This is a genomic window from Vibrio sp. 99-8-1 (assembly GCF_013114595.1).
In the GTDB taxonomy this organism is placed as follows: Bacteria; Pseudomonadota; Gammaproteobacteria; order Enterobacterales; family Vibrionaceae; genus Vibrio.
In genome coordinates this window covers 1-18,743 of sequence record NZ_VTXE01000042.1, presented here as the reverse complement: position 1 = coordinate 18,743, position 18,743 = coordinate 1, and the positions used below count along the sequence as shown (strand labels likewise).

The window sequence follows — 18,743 nt, the reverse complement described above, 5'->3', positions numbered from 1 at the left end:
TAAGGTTGCCAGACTTTGTCTGGTAACCTTTTTTCAAGCTCAACACGCCGCTTGTTCAATCGATAATTTATAATACCAAGCCACCATCAATCTTTAATGTTTGCCCGGTTATAAACCGGCTCTTATCTGACGCTAAAAACGCCACGCCATCAGCAATCTCTTCTGCTTTACCCATTCTTCCTAATGGTGTTTTCTCTTCCATCATGGCCACCACCTTTTTCGGTAACATTTCTGTCATTTCCGTTTCAATAAACCCGGGAGCAACACAGTTCACTCTAATTTGAGCCCCTTTACGAGCAAACTCTTTTGCCCAGCCTTTACTCATAGCAATCACTCCACCTTTGCTAGCGGCATAATTGCTCTGTCCAATATTGCCGTCTGTAGCAACAATCGATGCAATATTAATGATGCTGCCCTGTTGCTGATCTAACATTATTGGCAGTACCTGTTGAGTTAACAAAAATACCGCTTTTAAATTGATATCCAACACACTATCCCATTGCTGCTCTTGCATATCCGCCAGCAGTGCATCTCGAGTAATACCAGCGTTATTGACCAGTACATCCAACCGACCTTGCAAAGAAACGATCTTACTGATCACATCAGCAACGTGCTCTTTATTGGTCAAATCAATCTGATAATGAGAAAAGCAACTCTGTTGACGATCTATCGGTTCTATATCGACGCCGATAACATAGAACCCATCATCCAGCAGTTGATCACAAATTGAGGCTCCAATTCCTCTTGCCGCTCCTGTGACTAACGCCACTTTATTCTCTATCATTTTTTGTCCTTAATAAAAATGTCTGCTCAAATATAAAACTATCCATTATTTTCATAGGGTTACGCTGACTAGGAACAAACTCCATATGAGCAACGATATCTCTCTCTATATCAACACCGGGTGCAATCTCTTCCAGCATAAGCCCTTCAGGTTGCAACGAAAAAATGGCTCTCTCCGTAATATAAAGTACCGGTTTCTGCTGACGTTTCGCCTGCTTAGCACTAAATGTGATTTGTTGAACCTGTGAAAGGAACTTTCTCTTTCTGCCTTCTTGTTCGATAACCAGCTCATTATTAGTAACTTTTATTTTCAATCCTTGTGCGGTAAAAGTGCCGCAAAAAAACAGCCGTTTGGCATTTTGTGTAATATTGATAAAACCACCACACCCAGCAATTTTATTGCCAAAGCGAGAAACATTAATGTCTCCATTTCCATCGCATTGTGCCAAACCAAGGAAGGCTTGATCGATGCCACCACCATCATAAAAATCGAACATTTGATCTTGGCTGATAATGGCATCAGGATAAGATGACGCACCAAAATCTAAACCACTGGCAGGAAAACCACCCACCGCTCCAGGCTCTACCGTAAGCGTAAACTGATCGATTACCCCCGCCTGTTTTGCTACTTGAGCAATATATTCAGGCACACCAATACCAAGGTTAAGAATCGCTCCTTGTTGCAGCTCCATCGCTGCACGACGAGCGATGATCGTTTTCGCATCCAGTGGCGTATTTTCTGTATCACATGGCAAGGGAGGGAGATCGCTAAGGCGACCAACAAAAGCCGGATTCATTTGGCTAGCGAATGTTTGCATATGCTCTTTTTCATTACCGCATACGACAACAGCGTCGACAAATATAGCGGGAATTTTAACAGCATGAGGATCCAATCTATAGCCTTTGACCATTTGCTTAACTTGAACAATAACTCGACCACCATTATTTTTGGCGGCTTGAGCAGCGGCTAGGCTTTCGACGATAAGGCACTCATCTTCCATGGTGATATTGCCAAACTCGTCTGCGGTGGTGCCCCTCAAGATGGCGATATCTACGGGTAACTTTTTATAAAATAGGTGAGGTTCTCCAAACAACTCTATCCGTTGAACCCACTCTTCAGTGGTAACAGCATTTATTCTTCCCCCCTCCAGTGTTGGGTCAACAAATGTATCTAATCCTACCTTACTAAAAGTGCCGATTTTTCCCGCGGCAGTATCTCGTAATAGATGGGAGATAATTCCTTGAGGTAAGTTGTAACCTTGGATCTGTTCCTCGATCGCCATTTGCTGAAGTTTTGGGACAAGCCCCCAATGACCGCCTATTACACGGCTCACTAAGCCTCGCTTTGCTATATGGTTAAGAGCTCTATCCTTTCCGTCACCTTGTCCTGCAGCAAAGACCAAGGTTAACCCTTTAGGGGAGGCACTGTTGTCATAGCGTTCACCAATCGCCCTTTCTATCGCTTCTGGTACAACACTGCCAATAAATCCACCAAACATAACGGCATCATTATCACTAATCCATTCTGCTGCTTGTTCTGCTGTTAGTTTCTCAACCATGTTAACGCTGCTCGTTTTCCCTTTAATTAAAAACAGAATAGCCATTGTTAATAAAAAGTTAAATTGCAGATTTAGAGATAGACTATTTCATTAATGGAACAATAAAGAGAAATTGAATACCCCAGCTTAAGATTCATCACAGGCAAAGAAGTCATGCTTATACTCAAGAAAAAAGGCCACCAAAATGGTGACCTCGAGTTAAAAAGAGTGAACTTGTCTCAGAGGCGATTAATTACAACTCTTCATGTTTATGAATAACTCCCCAGTCAGCCAGTATTGAATAGGCGGCAGGAATCATAAATAAAACCAATAGTGTTGAGGCAAAAATACCAAAAACAATTGAAATCACTAATGGCTGAATAACTTGGGCTTGTAAGCTGGTTTCCGTCAATAGCGGCAGCAGACCAGCCGCGGTGGTCATAGAGGTCAAAAATACCGCTCTAAATCTCTCTCTACTGGCTTTTACTACCGAGTCATGGACACTATCTCCTTCATCAACATGATGACGAATATACTGAACCAGCAGTATTGAATCGTTCACCACCACCCCCGCTAACGAGACAAATCCCATCATACTCGGCATACTCAATGAGTGACCCAAAATAAAGTGCCCCCAAACAACACCAATAAACGCCAGAGGAATGGCCAACATCACCACAAATGGTTCTAGGTAACTACGGAACTGATAACTAAGAATAACAAACACACCAAATAGGCCCAACATAAAGCCTTTGCCCATTGATGATCCCGTTTTAGCGGAATCCTCAGCCTGACCTTCAAAATCAAAGCGCAGTCCCGGGTATTTGCGTTTTAACTCCGCAGCTTTTTGACTCTGAAACTGACTAACAATAGCGGCAGAACTGACTTTACTATTATCAGTATCTGCATAGACACTAATGGTTCGCAATCCATCAATACGTTGAATACGCACGTAATTTCTCTGGAAGTCTAACGTTGCTATGGTTGCTAATGGTAATTGGCTACCGTCCGCCATAATAATTGGAAAGTTTGCCAGTTGTTGTAGATCTCCCGCTTGGGCTTTATCTAATCGAACTTCGATAGAAATATTTTCTACACCTATCTGAATTTCATCAGCTGTCTGTCCAAAGAAAGCCGCCCTTAGCTGATTAGCAATAATTTGCCCATTGACACCATATGTCTCTGCTCCCGGGCGCAGCTTAATGAGTATCTCCTCTTTGCCCATTCGCATATCATCCAGTACGCCATACACGCCGTTAAACTCATTTAAGTAGTCTTGGATATCAATAGAGGCCGCTTTTAACTCTCTTAAATCATCATGTTTGACTCGTATTTCTATGTCACGTCCACCCGGCCCCATAGTGGGCTGTTTAAACACGAGTGAGATAGGCTCAGCCAGTTCACCAATATCTGCTCGCCACTGGTCAATAAAGTCATCAATAACGGTATTGCGACTTTCAGCGCCTAACAGATCGAGCCGAACAGTCGCCAGATGAGGTCCAGATTCATTCGCATCTTGGTTAGCATTGAACTGACTGGTGATATGCTCAACCAATGGAACCCCATTCTCAAACTCTTCAGACCATTCTTTATTAAGTCGTTCGGCAGAACTGACGATACGATCCACTATTTTTTCAGTCTGACTTAATGACGATCCAGGGGGTAGAATAATCCTTGCTTCGGCGATATCACCATCTAGTTCAGGGAATGGAACGAAGTTCACTGCACCGCCGACAACGAGGGCAACAGAAGAGAGCAACAGCGCAAAAACGCCGCCTAAAAAGGCGTATCGATAAGCCACCACTTTGGCCACCGCATTAACTAAGGTGGTGTTTCTAAAGTTCTCGAAGCGCTGCAAAATTACCTGTTTAAAGCGTAACGGCTTACCTTCGTTTCTGGTTTTATGTAGAGAATGAGAAAGGTGATTTGGTAAAATCAAAAACGCTTCTATCAAGCTTAATGACAACACCAAAATCAAGACTTGAGGAACCGCTTTTAGTACTGCCCCCATTTCCCCTTCTAAGAAGAGTAAACTTCCAAATATACAGACTGTAGTTAAAAATGATGACATGACGCCAGGCAGCACTTTTTTGACGCCGTTTACCACGGCATCATCAATTTTTTGCCCTCGATCCAAGTGGGCAGCAATGGATTCGGCAATAACAATGGCGTCATCCATCATGATACCAATCGCCATCAACAATCCCACCAAGGACATGATGTTGATAGATAGTCCCAAGTTGGCCATTAAAAACAGACCGCCTAAGAAGGCAACAGGAAGACCGGCAGCCACCCAAAATGAGTAACGGAAACTGAAGAATAACCACATGGTGGCAAACACCAACACGATCCCTTGCCAGCCATTTCGAACCATCATGGTTAAGCGGTCCCAAAGCACCGAAGAGAGATCATTTGTGAGCTGCAGTTCAACCCCTTGAGGAGCAATACGCTGCTGATCTTCGACAAAACGGACGACATTTTCTTTAATGCGCAGAGCATCATCTTCTTTATTTTTACTTATTTTGAGTAGCGCTGATGGCTTACCATCAAAAAGAACTTTTTGTTCATCCAACTCAAATCTATCAGTAATAGTGGCAATATCTCGTAAGCGTACAATCGAGCCATTGGGGCCGGAACCGACAACAATAGACTCTAACTCCTCTGGAGTAACTCGACGTTCATCAAAACGAATTAGAAAGTTTTTATCCGGTGTCTCTATGCTACCGCTGGGTAACTTAATATTTTGTCTGCCTATCTGACTGGCAATATCTCCGACACTTAATCCCAGTTGTCGTATGGCTAAGGTATTGAGTTCAATTCGGTACTGGTGATCAGAGAAGCCACTGACATCGACAAGAGAAACGCCATAATCCAGTTTCAAAGTGCGTTTTAGTTCTTCTGCATACGCTTTTAGCTCTGGCCATGTTGTCTCCGCCGTAATCGCGACATCCACTACCGGTTCATTCCAATCTAACTCTTGAACAACCGGAGACTCGATTTCTGATGGGAAGTCATTAATCGAATTAATTTGAGTTTGAACATCCACCAGCATTCTGCCGATATCTGCTTTCTCATTCAGTTTTAAGATTAATCGCGCAGAGCCTTCAATCGCTTCACATTTTGTCTCTTCAATGTTCGCTAAGCCATCGACAGCGTCTTCCATCCGAATACAAATGCTCTCCTCAACTTCCTGAGGAGACGCTCCGGGATAGACCACGCCCGCCATAATGTAAGGTGGATCAAATGCAGGAAAAGTCTCTCGCTTTATGGTTGATAATGAACTGATACCTAGAATGAGTAACGTCAGCATCAACAAATTGGAAGCCGTCGGATGTTTGGAGAAAAAATGGATCATGCTTTCTCCCCCTCTCCCACGCTAGTATTAGATAGCTGTTCCTCTTTTAGCAACATGCCGTCAATTGCAGGCAATAAATCATTCAAGATCAATCGCTCACCTTGTTCAAGCTCACCATCAACTATCACCTTATTATCACGACGATATAACACAGTAACAGGGCGAATGTTCAGTTGGTTTTTGGCATCTTTGATATACACTTTATTACCGTGAAGTGCTCTTTCAGGAATTACCCAACTTGGATTGGCTTGTCCTTCAATTTCTGCACTAACAAACATCCCATTCACTAGTGGCGGAATATTTTCCGGACGTAATGTTTTAAAATCTTGTTCTATTTCTAAAATAACCCCAGCAGTTGCCTGAGCTGCATCAACGGTTTCACTGACGCGAGCAACTTTTGCAGGCCAGTGGGCAACTAAACTACCACTGGATAACTGAATTGATGCACGAATGTTACTCATTTCGGGAAGAGGAATACCTTCTTCATCTCTTGCAAAGTCAGCGAGACTACTAATAATAAGCTGCATATCATGAATAGAGAGCTGTGCTTCGACTTCCATGACTTCGGTCGCATGAGCCGTAATCATCGTTTGCTGAAGGGTAGCCACCTGATTCGCTTCCACATCGACTTCAGCAATACGCAAAGTTTGCGGCAAAATAATGGACGTTTTTTGTAGCGAACGTTGAGCTTCAGAGACTTTCGACTCATTGACTTTCACTAATGCCTGAGACACTTTTCGCTCATCAGGATAGAGCAACAACTGATTTTCCATGTCTTGAACCAGTTTTTGCTGAGAAAGATAGGCCTGATTCTGTTGATCAACATCCGATTGAGAGGTTAGCCCTTTTTTCTTCAAATTAAGTTTACGATCCAACTCTTTCTTACTGATGGTTAACCGGTTTTTTTCAATTTTCAAAGTGCTACGCAGGTTTTTCTCTTCCTGATCCAGTTTTGCCAGTTTGGTTTGACTGGAACTCAGATCAGCTTGTGCTTGCGCCAATTTTAGCTGGTAATCTAATGGATCAATTCTTAGCACTTCTGTACCTGCCGCTAAGATTCGTCCTTTTTCTAGCTCTGGGTGTCGGTATACAATTTTGCCCGTCACCTCTGCGATGGCTTTCCACTCAAATTTAGGTTTCACCTTACCAAATCCAATGGCAACAGGCGCCATTGCTCGTAACTCTAAAGGCACCGTTTTTACCAGTTGCGCTCGGTCTCCAGCAGGTTTTACTGGTAAGTCAGGCTTCAATTTTATTGCCATGACCAACACGACGACACCAACAGCGAGAGCTGGAAAAAAAAGTAGTTTACGATTAATTTTCATTTTTAAGCTCCAAAGATGTTGGCTGTTCAGGCTCTAGAAAGCCCTGTTTTAATACGTTTATATTATGTTCTAAAAGTCGATTTAAAAACGTCTCATTTATCTCAACCCCATGAAAATTCAACATAGCGTTAGGCGCAATAAAGGGAAAAACCATTAAACTAACAAAGGTAAATCGACATAAAATTGGTTCCATGCCACTACGGATCTCTCCATTCTCTAACATGCGGTCAAAAATAAGATCGAGGGCTGGTTTTGCTGATTCCATAAAGATTTTTTCAAGTAAAACTCTTCGTTCATCCATGGGTCCCATGCTCATCACTTGAAGCATCAACTTGGGAAAACGAGGAGATTGCGCCATCGTTCGATAATAGGCGCGCATGACTTCAATCAACCCTTGTTGACTACTCTCATCTAACAACTGTCGTATTTTTTCCTGAACAGGTTGCATGGTATCTCTCACCATGGCCTCAAATAGACCTTCTTTATTGGCAAAGTAGTAACGGATCATCGCCACGTTAACCCCTGCTTTTTCTGCCAACAAACGGGTTGATACTTTATCGTATGGCATAGCAGTAAAAAGCTCACCCGCTTGGAAAAGTAATCGCTCTCTGATATCGGTGTTCTCTATCGGTCGTCCGACTTTTCGCCTCACAGCTTCCCCCAAGATAAATAGATATAGCCAAGTATCGTCAAGATGCAGGATTCAGAGCTGGATCCTAACGTTATTTGTCTATTATTAATCAATTGATTAATTATTTACAAAGTATACACCCTAATAACAACCCCGTTGTTAAACAAATAATTAATCAATAATTCAACAACTGATTAATTATGATGCTAAACGCTTACTTCACAGCTCAATCAATCGGGTTATTTATTATTTGGCTAAAAAGTCAACATTATGCTTGACGCTTGATAGAGAAATGCGGTACTAATTAAAGCCTAAATTTTGTGGACAGATAGTGTAAATAAATGACAACACGTTTTTCAATTCTTCTCAGCCTCCTCCTTATCGTGAAAATATCGCGCGGGTAGCTAGTGGACGAAAAACACCACAAAGAATTCTAAAAACCCGCATAGCATGCGGGTTTTTTTATACACATAACAAAATTGAATAGTAAAAAGCATGAGACGTTATCGCGAATCAGATAAGTAACAAAATAGAGCGATAGCAAGTACAGGATAGGTAATGCAGCAGCCAACTAGACAGGAAAAGGACAGCACTATGAACGATCAAGTCATTATATTCGACACGACATTACGCGATGGCGAACAGGCGCTATCAGCCAGTTTGACAGTGAAAGAAAAACTACAGATCGCTTATGCGCTAGAACGTCTTGGAGTGGACGTTATTGAGGCTGGCTTCCCTGTTTCTTCTCCGGGTGATTTTGAATCGGTTCAGACCATTGCCAAACATATTAAAGATAGCCGAATTTGTGCCCTTTCCCGAGCTGTCGCAAAAGATATTGACGTCGCCGCTGAATCATTAAAAGTGGCCGAAGCATTTAGGATTCACACTTTTATCTCCACCTCAACAATCCACGTACAAGACAAGCTACGCCGAAGCTATGATGATGTTGTAGAGATGGCGGTACAAGCAGTAAAACGTGCACGTAACTACACTGATGACGTAGAGTTTTCTTGCGAAGATGCGGGAAGAACACCAATTGACAACTTATGTCGCATGGTAGAAGCCGCAATCGATGCTGGTGCAACCACAGTGAATATTCCCGATACCGTGGGTTATACCGTTCCAAGTGAGTTCGGCAGCATAATTGAAACACTATTCAATCGCGTTCCAAACATAGATAAAGCGGTTATTTCAGTTCACTGCCATGACGATTTGGGCATGTCCGTTGCCAACTCTATTGCTGCGGTTCAAGCAGGAGCTCGACAAATTGAAGGCACCATCAATGGAATTGGTGAACGAGCGGGTAACTGTTCTTTAGAAGAGATCGCAATGATCATTAAAACTCGTTCAGAGTTGTTAGGGGTAAATACTGGACTAAAACATGATGAAATTCATCGTACCAGTAAACTAGTTAGCCAACTATGCAACATGCCTATTCAAGATAACAAAGCCATTGTGGGTGCTAATGCATTTAGTCACTCATCGGGAATTCATCAAGATGGTATGTTGAAAAACAAAAACACCTACGAGATTATGACTCCAGAGTCTATTGGTCTTAAAAACCAAGCATTAAACCTAACCAGTCGAAGTGGTCGTGCAGCGGTTAAGAGCCATATGGATACCATGGGCTATAAAGAAGAAGAGTATAATCTAGACACTTTATATGAAGATTTCTTGAAACTAGCGGATAGAAAAGGACAAGTATTCGACTATGACTTAGAAGCTCTGATGCACTTTGCTAACCTAAGAGATGAAGAAGATTATTACAAACTAAACTACTTAAGTGTGCAATCTGGTAGCGTGATGGCAACCACCAGTATCAAACTTCAATGCGGTGAAACTGAAAAATGTGAAGCGGCTGTAGGTAATGGCCCTGTTGATGCGCTATACCAGTGTATTTATCGTCTAACGGGTTACGAAATTGTGTTAGATAAGTTTGATCTAACCGCTAAAGGTGAAGGGGAAGATGGCCTAGGTCAAGCGGATATCATCGCTAACTATAAAGGCTGTAAGTACCACGGAACTGGGCTTGCGACAGATATTGTTGAAGCATCAGGCCAAGCACTACTGCATGTGATTAACAGCATACATCGAGCAGATCAAATTGCAGAAATCAAACAATTGAAGCAAGTGCAAACCGTATAACAAACACAAAATAAACATCATATTATTAACTAAGGAAAAAGATGACCATGGCAGGCAAACATTACAATATCGCTGTTTTACCCGGAGACGGAATTGGCCCAGAAGTAATGCAACAAGCGCATAAAGTACTTGATGCAATAGAAAAGAAACACGCTATCTCATTTACCCGAGCGGAATATGATGTTGGAGGTATTGCCATCGATAACCATGGTTGCCCATTACCTGAAGCGACGGTTGCTGGCTGTGAAGCTGCTGATGCGGTTTTGTTTGGCTCTGTTGGCGGCCCTAAATGGGAGCATTTACCACCGAATGATCAACCAGAACGAGGGGCGCTATTACCTCTTCGTAAACACTTTCAACTATTCTGCAACTTAAGGCCAGCACAGATCCACACTGGTTTGGAGTCATTCTCTCCTCTTCGTGCCGATATCTCACAAAAAGGATTTGATATAGTCGTTGTACGTGAACTAACGGGCGGCATCTATTTTGGTCAGCCGAAAGGACGAGAAGGTGAAGGAGCAAACGAAAAAGCCTTTGATACTGAAGTTTACTATCGTTATGAAATCGAACGTATCGCCAAAATTGCTTTTGAATCTGCACGTTTGAGACAAAAAAAGGTCTGTTCAGTCGATAAAGCTAACGTATTACAAAGCTCTATTCTATGGCGAGAAGTGGTTGAAGAAGTTGCCAAATCTTATCCTGATGTTGAGTTGTCTCACATCTATATTGATAACGCCACAATGCAGTTGATCAAAGATCCTGCTCAATTTGATGTCATGCTCTGCTCAAATATATTTGGAGACATTATCTCTGATGAGTGCGCCATGATCACAGGTTCCATGGGGATGCTTCCTTCTGCGAGTCTAAACGAAAGTCAGTTTGGTCTTTACGAACCAGCAGGCGGCAGCGCACCCGATATTGCAGGGAAAAACATTGCAAACCCTGTTGCACAAATACTTTCTGCGGCACTAATGCTTCGCTACAGTTTAGCGGAAGAACAAGCGGCTCAAGATATTGAGAATGCCGTTTCAAAAGCACTCTCTGCGGGCGAACTCACGGCAGATCTTGCAGGGGATAATCCAGCACTGTCTACCTCTGAAATGGGCGACAAAATCGCACAGTATATTCTAAATTCATAATGATATTCGCAGCAGTTATTGCTGTAGTTAGTGACCACATTTACAACAACACACTAACTCGCTGCGACACTGACAATCACGGAAGAAGCAATGGCTAATAATACAAAAACTCTTTATGAGAAAATCTACGACGCTCATGTGGCCGTCGAGGCGAAAGGTGAAAACCCAATCCTTTATATTGATCGCCACTTAGTTCATGAAGTTACCTCCCCTCAAGCATTTGATGGTTTAAGAGAAAAAGGACGAAAGGTTCGTCAGTTAGGCAAAACGTTTGCCACTATGGATCACAATGTCTCGACAACCACAAAAGATATCAATGCCTCGGGTGAAATGGCACGTATCCAGATGGAAACGCTAGCAAAAAACTGTCAAGAGTTCGGCGTCACCCTGTATGACATTAATCATAAATATCAGGGTATTGTCCATGTCATGGGCCCTGAACTAGGCATCACATTACCAGGAATGACCATTGTTTGTGGCGACTCTCATACCGCCACTCATGGTGCATTTGGTTCTATAGCGTTTGGTATTGGTACTTCTGAAGTTGAGCACGTTCTCGCTACCCAAACTCTTAAGCAAGCTCGCGCTAAAACCATGAAGATAGAGGTTCAAGGTAAGGTTGCTGAAGGTATTACTGCCAAAGATATTGTTTTAGCTATTATAGGTAAAACCACCGCTGCTGGCGGAACAGGATACGTAGTAGAGTTCTGTGGTGAAGCGATTACTGATCTCTCTATGGAAGGAAGAATGACCGTATGTAATATGGCTATTGAGTTAGGAGCAAAAGCGGGATTGATCGCTCCAGATCAAACCACATTTGACTATATAAAAGATCGTAAGTTTGCACCAAAAGGCGCCTCTTGGGATGCTGCGGTCGAGTACTGGTCATCACTGAAAAGTGACCCTGATGCAGAGTTTGATCACGTAGTGACACTTAACGCCGCCGACATAAAACCTCAAGTCACATGGGGCACCAATCCAGGCCAAGTTATCGCGGTTGATACTCCGATTCCATCTCCTGATCAGTTTAGCGATCAAGTTGAAAAAGCATCTGCCGAGAAAGCATTGGCTTACATGGGTCTAGAAGCCGGCAAAATGCTGTCTGACTATAAAGTAGATAAAGTATTTGTGGGTTCGTGCACCAACTCTCGTATAGAAGATATGCGTGCTGCGGCGGCAATAGCGAAAGGCCAGAAAGTAGCCGAACATGTTCAAGCTCTAATTGTTCCGGGTTCAGAGCAAGTGAAAGCCCAAGCTGAACAAGAGGGGTTAGATAAAATCTTCATTGCCGCGGGTTTCGAATGGCGATTACCCGGTTGTTCTATGTGTTTAGCCATGAACAACGACCGACTTGGGCCTCATGAACGTTGCGCTTCAACCAGTAACCGTAACTTTGAAGGACGCCAAGGAAGAGACGGACGTACCCACCTTGTTAGCCCCGCAATGGCCGCAGCCGCAGCAATTGCTGGACATTTTGTTGATATCAGAACGTTGCAAGCATAAGGAGCAAATCAATGTCAGGATTTAAAAACCACACCGGCTTAGTTGTTCCTTTGGATTTGGCGAATATTGATACCGACGCCATTATTCCAAAACAGTTTTTGCAAAAAGTAACGCGTCTTGGATTTGGTCAGCATCTTTTTCATGATTGGCGCTTTCTAGATGATGCAGGAAAACAGCCTAACCCTGAATTTGTTATGAACCAACCTCGCTATGATGGCGCATCTATTCTGTTAGCAAGAGAAAACTTTGGCTGTGGTTCTTCGCGTGAGCATGCGCCTTGGGCATTAGCGGATTATGGAATAAAGGTGATGATAGCTCCGAGCTTCGCGGATATTTTTTATGGCAACTCAATCAACAACCAGATGATCCCTGTACGTCTTACAGAGCAACAGGTTGATGAGATTTTCACCTTTGTTGAAAATCACGATGGCGCCGAAATCACCGTTGATCTTGAGTCTATGAAAGTTGAAGCTAATGGCAAAACTTACTCATTTGAAATTGACGATTTTCGTCGTCACTGCTTACTAAATGGTTTGGATAATATTGGCTTAACACTGCAACACGAAGAAAAAATAGCTCAATACGAAAACGCTATTGCTGACTTTATGCAGTAATAGCCTCTAACCGTTTACTGTCGGCTCTTTTATTAGTGAGAGCTGACAGTCATTCCACTGATTTTCCCTCTCAAACCCTATCATTATAATAATATGAAAGAAATATAGCTTATCCTCTGTCTATATGTTCACAATATGTGCAACAACTTATGGCTCAAATATGGCTCGCTTACTGATATTATTTTTTACTCTGCTTCCTAGTGTGGTTTTTTCCGCGCCAAAGTCTGATTTATGGGACTATTGGAATAGTCACGATCCGCTCAGCTCTATCGTGGTAGACCATCAAGCATGGCAAAACTTCTTAGATCGCTATCTAGTGAATGAAGGGGAATATAGTTTAGTTCGCTATCAAAACGTAACTAAAGATGATAAGCAACAGCTTAAAGGTTATATCGCGGACCTTGCTGCGATTCCCCCTAAAACGTTAAATAGAGCACAACAATATCCATATTGGGTCAACCTTTATAATGCGATAACGGTTGATGTCATTCTTGCCAATTACCCACTGAAGTCCATTACTAAACTTGGCGGAATATTTAGCTTTGGCCCTTGGGGTGACGAGGTCGTAGAAATAGATGGAAAAGCGTTAACACTCAATGATATTGAACACCGAATTTTACGTCCTATCTGGAATGATCCTAGAACACATTACGCCGTCAATTGCGCCAGTTTAGGCTGTCCAAACCTACAAGAGAAAGCCTTTACCGCGACCAACAGCGATGCACTATTAACAAAAGCGGCAAATGAATTTATTAATAGTGACAAAGGTGTCTTAATTACAGATAAGAAAAGTCAGCTCTCTTCAATTTATGAATGGTTTGCTAGTGATTTTGGCGGAGAAGAGAGTGTACTTGAGCATTTAAAACAGTACCGTTCCGATCTGCCTAGTACACTCAATAATATCGAGTACCACTATGACTGGTCGCTCAACGAAATAAAGAATTAATAAAAAACTAAGCCGGTAGAATACTCTTGACTCTTCTACCGGCTACATCATTCACTATTGATCGCTTGCTCTGTTACTTAATCCCTTTCTCTTTTTTGATTACATCGTAGGCAGACTGAATTTCTTGCGCTTTTTGCTTAGCAACTTCCATCATTTCTGGCGGCAAGCCTTTGGCCACTAACTTATCAGGGTGATGCTCGTTCATTAATTTACGATAAGCTCGCTTAATCTCTTTCGACTCTGCATTATTACTAATACCGAGAACTTTATAAGCATCATTAAGCTGATCAGCGGTCGTCGCCTGCTGCCATGCTCCACCTTGTTGTCCTTGCCAATCGCCACCACCTTCTCGTCTAAAGCGGTAGGCGGCTTCTTGCATCTGTAATCGCTGATCCAATTGCTGAGGAGAAAATCCTAACCCTTTCGCGATGGCATGCAGAACATTTCGCTCTGTCGGATGCAACTCGCCATCCGCGAAAGCAGAGGAGATCTGTAACTCCAAGAAAAATTGCAATAAATCAAATCGACCTGCCGCTGAAATTCGCACTTTTTCCAACGTTTCGTTCAATGGAAAATCTGAGGATTTACCATCACGAAAGGCATTTTGAGCGGCTTTTCGTTGCTCACCATGTAGATTCATCTTATCCATCATGATGCTGGCTAACTGAATTTCTTCTTTGGTCACTTGGCCTTTTGCTTTCGCTACGTGCCCCATAACCGCAAATGCAGCCTTAAAAAACTCAGCCTGACGTTCTGCTTGATTGGGTCCACCAGAGAAAGCACTAGAGGCGCGAAACCCGGCCTGACTCAACCTTCTTGCTTTATCAAACTGATGTCCAAGGAAAACACCAAACAGAGCACCAAATGGTCCTCCAAACAGATAACCGAAAAATAAACCTAAAATCTTGCCAAAAATGTGCATTATTGTGCTCTCAACTATGAATTTTTTGCCGTCTATCGATGTCAGATAGTGTCTGTCGCCGCAAATTCCTTTATTATAAGGAACGTTTTTTTCCAGATTGGGTCTATTTGACCTCTGACTGAATCAAGTTACACAGGATAGTTAAACTCGATGCTACTTTTTCCTCGCACTCTTCTCGCTACATCAATAAGTGCTGCTATGTTAGTGCCAGTTACTCATGCAGAAACTCCTGAACCTAATAGTGTGCAGGAAATGCCCATGTCAGATCAATGCTTGATTCCTGACTCATCACCAAAAAATAACAATGATATCCCCATTGTGGTCGAAGCGAATGCCCTTGAAGGTATAAATGGCGACAAAGCGACCTATGAGGGTGATGTGGTCGTTGTACAAGGAAATAAACGCATTACCGCTGATAAAGTCACCCTTCATCAGAAAGATGATACCGTGGTTGCTGAAGGTAATGTGAGTTTTTCCGACGGTCAGGTTAAAACAATATCTGATAAAGCGACAACCAATTTGACAACCAGTGAAGCCACTTTAGAAAAAGCTAAGTACCAATTTCTATGTGATGCTGGTCGCGGTGAAGCGGAAGTTATCTATCGTTCAGGCAAGAAATTTTATGAACTTGAAGATGGATCTCTTACCTCTTGTCCCGAAGGGGACAACTCTTGGCGGTTAACTGCATCATCCATAGAAATAGACCAAGAAGAAGAGGAAGCGACCTTTTTCAACCCGAGAGTTGAGATTGCTCAGATCCCCGTTTTCTATCTACCCTATTTAACGGTTCCGATTGGTGATACCAGAAAAACTGGATTTCTCTACCCCGGTTTCTCGCTAGATACACGAGACGGTTTTAGTTTCACTGCACCAATATATTGGAATATTGCACCAAACTACGATCTTACCACGACGTTTAACTATATGGAGAAACGTGGTACTCAATTAGAATCCGAGTTTCGTTATCTTACAGTTTTAGGTGAAGGCACACTGGATTCTGAATACCTAGCAGATGATAGAGCGCATCCTGATGAAGGGGCTCGATGGGGCTATAACTGGCGTCACACAGGCATCTTCTCTGAAGCATGGAAAGTGGATATTAACTACTCAAAAGTCAGCGATATAAGCTACTTTACTGACTTAAGCTCCAGCATAGGTAGCCGAGAAGATGGTCAATTATTGCAATCAGGCGAAGTCTCTTATCGTTCCAACAACTGGGACAGCACATTAAGAGTACGTGACTTCCAAGTATTATCAGCAGATAGTACCCCTTACCGTTTGATGCCACAATTTGCTTTTAACTATTACGCACCGCACTTCTACTCTAATCTGGATTTTAATTTTAAAAGTCATGTTAGTCGATTTGAAACCGACAACACTGAAAACCCGTCAGCCACTCGAACCCATTTAGAGCCAACGTTAGCTTTACCGCTGACAACAACATGGGGTTCAATCACCACTGAAGCCAAACTGTATCAAACCTACTACCAACAAGATTTAGATGGTGTGCCTCTCACTGGTGTGAACAAAAACTTGAAAGAGAAAGCTTCACGAACAGTGCCTCAGCTGAGAGTCCACACGGGTATTGTTCTTGAAAATGAGAATGGCCTGTTCCAAGGGTACACCCAGACGCTTGAGCCTCAAGCTCAATACCTTTATGTAAAAGATGTTGAACAATCAGATATCTATGCCGGTTATGACACCACTGAACTGCAAACGGATTACCATGGTTTATTCCGTAGCCAAAAATTCAGTGGCGTGGATAGAATATCCCCTGCAAACCAGATAAGTTATGGCGCATCATCTCGTTTTTACGATAGCAACTATCGTGAAAGAATGAACATCTCATTTGGTCAAATAATCTATATCGACGACTCTTACAACAACACCATTTCAAGTGAAAAGACCTCGTCATACTCTGCCTGGGCACTAGAGACTGAATTTAACTATGATGATCGTTACTTCTACCAAGGTGGATTCCAGTACGATACCGCCTCATCAGATGTTCAATTAGCGGATAGTACACTGGAGTATAAATATGATGAAGGCTTTAGCCAGTTAAGCTATCGCTACGTATCTCTGGACTACATTAGTAAAAATGTTCAGTTCTCCACCGACGACAATATTAATAAGTACACCCGAAAAGGCATCAATCAGGCTGGTTTTATCACCGGATATACCTTCAATCCTAAATGGCGTTTTAATGGTCAATACTTTTACGACTTAAACGAAAGTGTCGACCTTGAGTGGCTAGGTGGCTTAACCTATACCAGCGATTGTTGGTACATTGGCATGTCATACAGTAACCAACTTTATAGCTGGTCTGAGATCGGGGTCGGGGATCCTCAGTACCAGAAAAAATTCAGTGTGAATTTTGGTATTACTGGATTTGGCACTAATCTCTCCTCAGGTCTGGCTGGGTTTGATAGCTCTAGTGCTTCACTGGGTTATGGCCGCCCATTCTATTTAAATAATTAATGATTTTGGATACATCAATGAAAATGTGGAAACACGCTCTATTCGCTTTATCTTGTTTAATGCCTGCTATCGGGTATACCGCACCAGTAGAGTTAGACGGTGTTGCCGTTATTGTTAATGATGGCGTTATTTTAAAAAGCGATATCAACGGTGCACTTAAAACCTTTAAGAGCAATGCCGAAAACCAAGGACAAGAACTGCCTGACGCCTCAATATTACGAGAGCAGGTAATTGATAAATTAATTTTAGATACCATTCAGTTTCAAGAAGCAGAACGTTTAGGTATTCGAATTGATGACAACCAACTTGATCGTGCACTACAGAATATTGCTAAAGAAAACAATAAGTCACTTGAGCAGTTACGTGCTTCACTAAAAGAAGATGATATTGCCTATGCTGATTTTCGTGAGCAGATACGCAAAGAGATCGCTATCTCTGAAGCAAGAAATGCGCTTGTTCGCAGAAGAATCAATATCTTACCAGCAGAAGTAGACACCTTATCAGGACAGCTTTCACAGCAAAATAATGCCACTGTTGAGTATAATATCCAGCACATCCAACTCAAGTTTGATGATGGAGTAGATAAGCAGGCTATCGAAACCCAAGCAAATAACATTGCTGAGCAGTTAAAGCAAGGTGATGACTTTTCTAAGATGGCAATCACTTACTCCAATGGCCCAAAAGCGCTAGAAGGGGGAAACTGGGGTTGGATGAGAAAAGAAGAGATGCCAACTATCTTTGCTGATCAAATCACCACCCAAGGAGCAGGCTCAATCATTGGTCCTTTTAGAAGTGGCGTTGGCTTACATATCCTGAAAATAGAGGGTGTTAAAGGTCTGGAGACCGTTGCGGTCACAGAAGTAAATGCTCGACATATTTTGATTAAAACGTCGGTAATTCTCAGTGATGAAGGCGCTAAGCGAAAACTAAATAACTACATTGAGAAGATCAATTCTGGTGAAAGCGATTTCGCACAATTGGCCACTCAATACAGCCAAGATCCTGGTTCTGCCGCACAAAATGGTGAGTTGGGCTATCAAACACCAGAGCTATATGTTCCAGAATTCAAACATCAAATTGAAACACTACCGATTGGTGAAATCAGTGAACCTTTTAAAACCGTTCATGGCTGGCACATTGTAGAAGTACTCGATCGCCGTGAGGTTGATAAAACCGATTCTGCACAGAAAAACAAAGCTTATAGAATTCTCTTTAATCGTAAGTTTAATGAAGAAGCATCCACTTGGATTCAAGAGATGAGAGCAAGTGCCTTCGTTGAATATCTCAACGATGACAAAAGTGCAGAATAACGGTGACTGACACAACTATGATAAATAACAGTAAAAAAATCATCGTAACGGCGG

At 42.4% G+C, this 18,743-nt stretch carries 13 protein-coding genes; 7 read left to right on the top strand and 6 right to left on the bottom strand.

Going from position 1 to position 18,743, the window contains the following annotated elements; genetic code table 11:
* Positions 1-67 precede the first annotated feature (67 nt).
* The 5 genes from fabG to F0227_RS18945 form a co-directional block, all read right to left on the bottom strand.
* The gene (fabG, locus tag F0227_RS18965) at positions 68-784 is read right to left on the bottom strand and encodes a 3-oxoacyl-ACP reductase FabG (protein ID WP_171754820.1); all 717 of its coding nucleotides are present in this window, start codon (positions 782-784) and stop codon (positions 68-70) included.
* Entirely contained in the window at positions 771-2,342 is a 1,572-nt protein-coding gene (locus F0227_RS18960; RefSeq protein WP_171754819.1) for a CoA-transferase, read from the bottom strand. Before F0227_RS18960 ends, fabG begins: the two co-directional genes overlap by 14 nt.
* Positions 2,343-2,574: 232 nt before the next feature.
* Complete coding sequence (locus tag F0227_RS18955) at positions 2,575-5,676, bottom strand: efflux RND transporter permease subunit (protein ID WP_171754818.1); 3,102 nt, start codon at positions 5,674-5,676, stop codon at positions 2,575-2,577.
* The gene (locus tag F0227_RS18950; RefSeq protein ID WP_171754817.1) at positions 5,673-7,001 is read right to left on the bottom strand and encodes an HlyD family secretion protein; all 1,329 of its coding nucleotides are present in this window, start codon (positions 6,999-7,001) and stop codon (positions 5,673-5,675) included. Before F0227_RS18950 ends, F0227_RS18955 begins: the two co-directional genes overlap by 4 nt.
* On the bottom strand, positions 6,991-7,653 hold the full coding sequence (locus F0227_RS18945) for a TetR/AcrR family transcriptional regulator (protein WP_345775816.1): 663 nt from the start codon (positions 7,651-7,653) through the stop codon (positions 6,991-6,993). The genes F0227_RS18950 and F0227_RS18945 overlap by 11 nt, the downstream gene beginning before the upstream one ends.
* A gap of 573 nt (positions 7,654-8,226) precedes the next feature.
* Between F0227_RS18945 and leuA the strand changes: the two genes are divergently transcribed.
* From leuA to F0227_RS18920, 5 genes are all read left to right on the top strand, one after another.
* Positions 8,227-9,777: a 2-isopropylmalate synthase gene (gene leuA, locus F0227_RS18940; protein WP_171754815.1), complete on the top strand. Its 1,551-nt coding sequence runs from the start codon at positions 8,227-8,229 to the stop codon at positions 9,775-9,777.
* Positions 9,778-9,824: 47 nt separating this feature from the next.
* On the top strand, positions 9,825-10,916 hold the full coding sequence (gene leuB, locus F0227_RS18935; protein WP_171754814.1) for a 3-isopropylmalate dehydrogenase: 1,092 nt from the start codon (positions 9,825-9,827) through the stop codon (positions 10,914-10,916).
* Between the two features lie 90 nt (positions 10,917-11,006).
* Positions 11,007-12,419, top strand: a complete 1,413-nt coding sequence (leuC, locus tag F0227_RS18930; protein WP_171754813.1) for a 3-isopropylmalate dehydratase large subunit — start codon at positions 11,007-11,009, stop codon at positions 12,417-12,419.
* An 11-nt stretch (positions 12,420-12,430) separates the two neighbouring features.
* Positions 12,431-13,033, top strand: coding sequence for a 3-isopropylmalate dehydratase small subunit (gene leuD, locus F0227_RS18925; RefSeq protein ID WP_171754812.1), 603 nt, complete (start codon positions 12,431-12,433; stop codon positions 13,031-13,033).
* A 160-nt stretch (positions 13,034-13,193) separates the two neighbouring features.
* Positions 13,194-13,979, top strand: a complete 786-nt coding sequence (locus F0227_RS18920; RefSeq protein ID WP_171754811.1) for a DUF547 domain-containing protein — start codon at positions 13,194-13,196, stop codon at positions 13,977-13,979.
* Positions 13,980-14,052: 73 nt separating this feature from the next.
* Here the strand turns inward: F0227_RS18920 and djlA are convergent, their stop codons facing one another.
* A complete protein-coding gene (gene djlA / locus F0227_RS18915) occupies positions 14,053-14,901 on the bottom strand; it encodes a co-chaperone DjlA (protein ID WP_171754810.1) in 849 nt (282 codons plus the stop codon).
* 150 nt (positions 14,902-15,051) lie between these two features.
* On the opposite strand from djlA, the gene lptD reads away from it, so the two are divergent.
* Together lptD and surA are read left to right on the top strand one after the other, a co-directional pair.
* A complete protein-coding gene (gene lptD, locus F0227_RS18910) occupies positions 15,052-17,379 on the top strand; it encodes an LPS assembly protein LptD (RefSeq protein WP_171754809.1) in 2,328 nt (775 codons plus the stop codon).
* 17 nt (positions 17,380-17,396) lie between these two features.
* Positions 17,397-18,689: a peptidylprolyl isomerase SurA gene (surA, locus tag F0227_RS18905; protein WP_171754808.1), complete on the top strand. Its 1,293-nt coding sequence runs from the start codon at positions 17,397-17,399 to the stop codon at positions 18,687-18,689.
* Positions 18,690-18,743 lie beyond the last annotated feature (54 nt).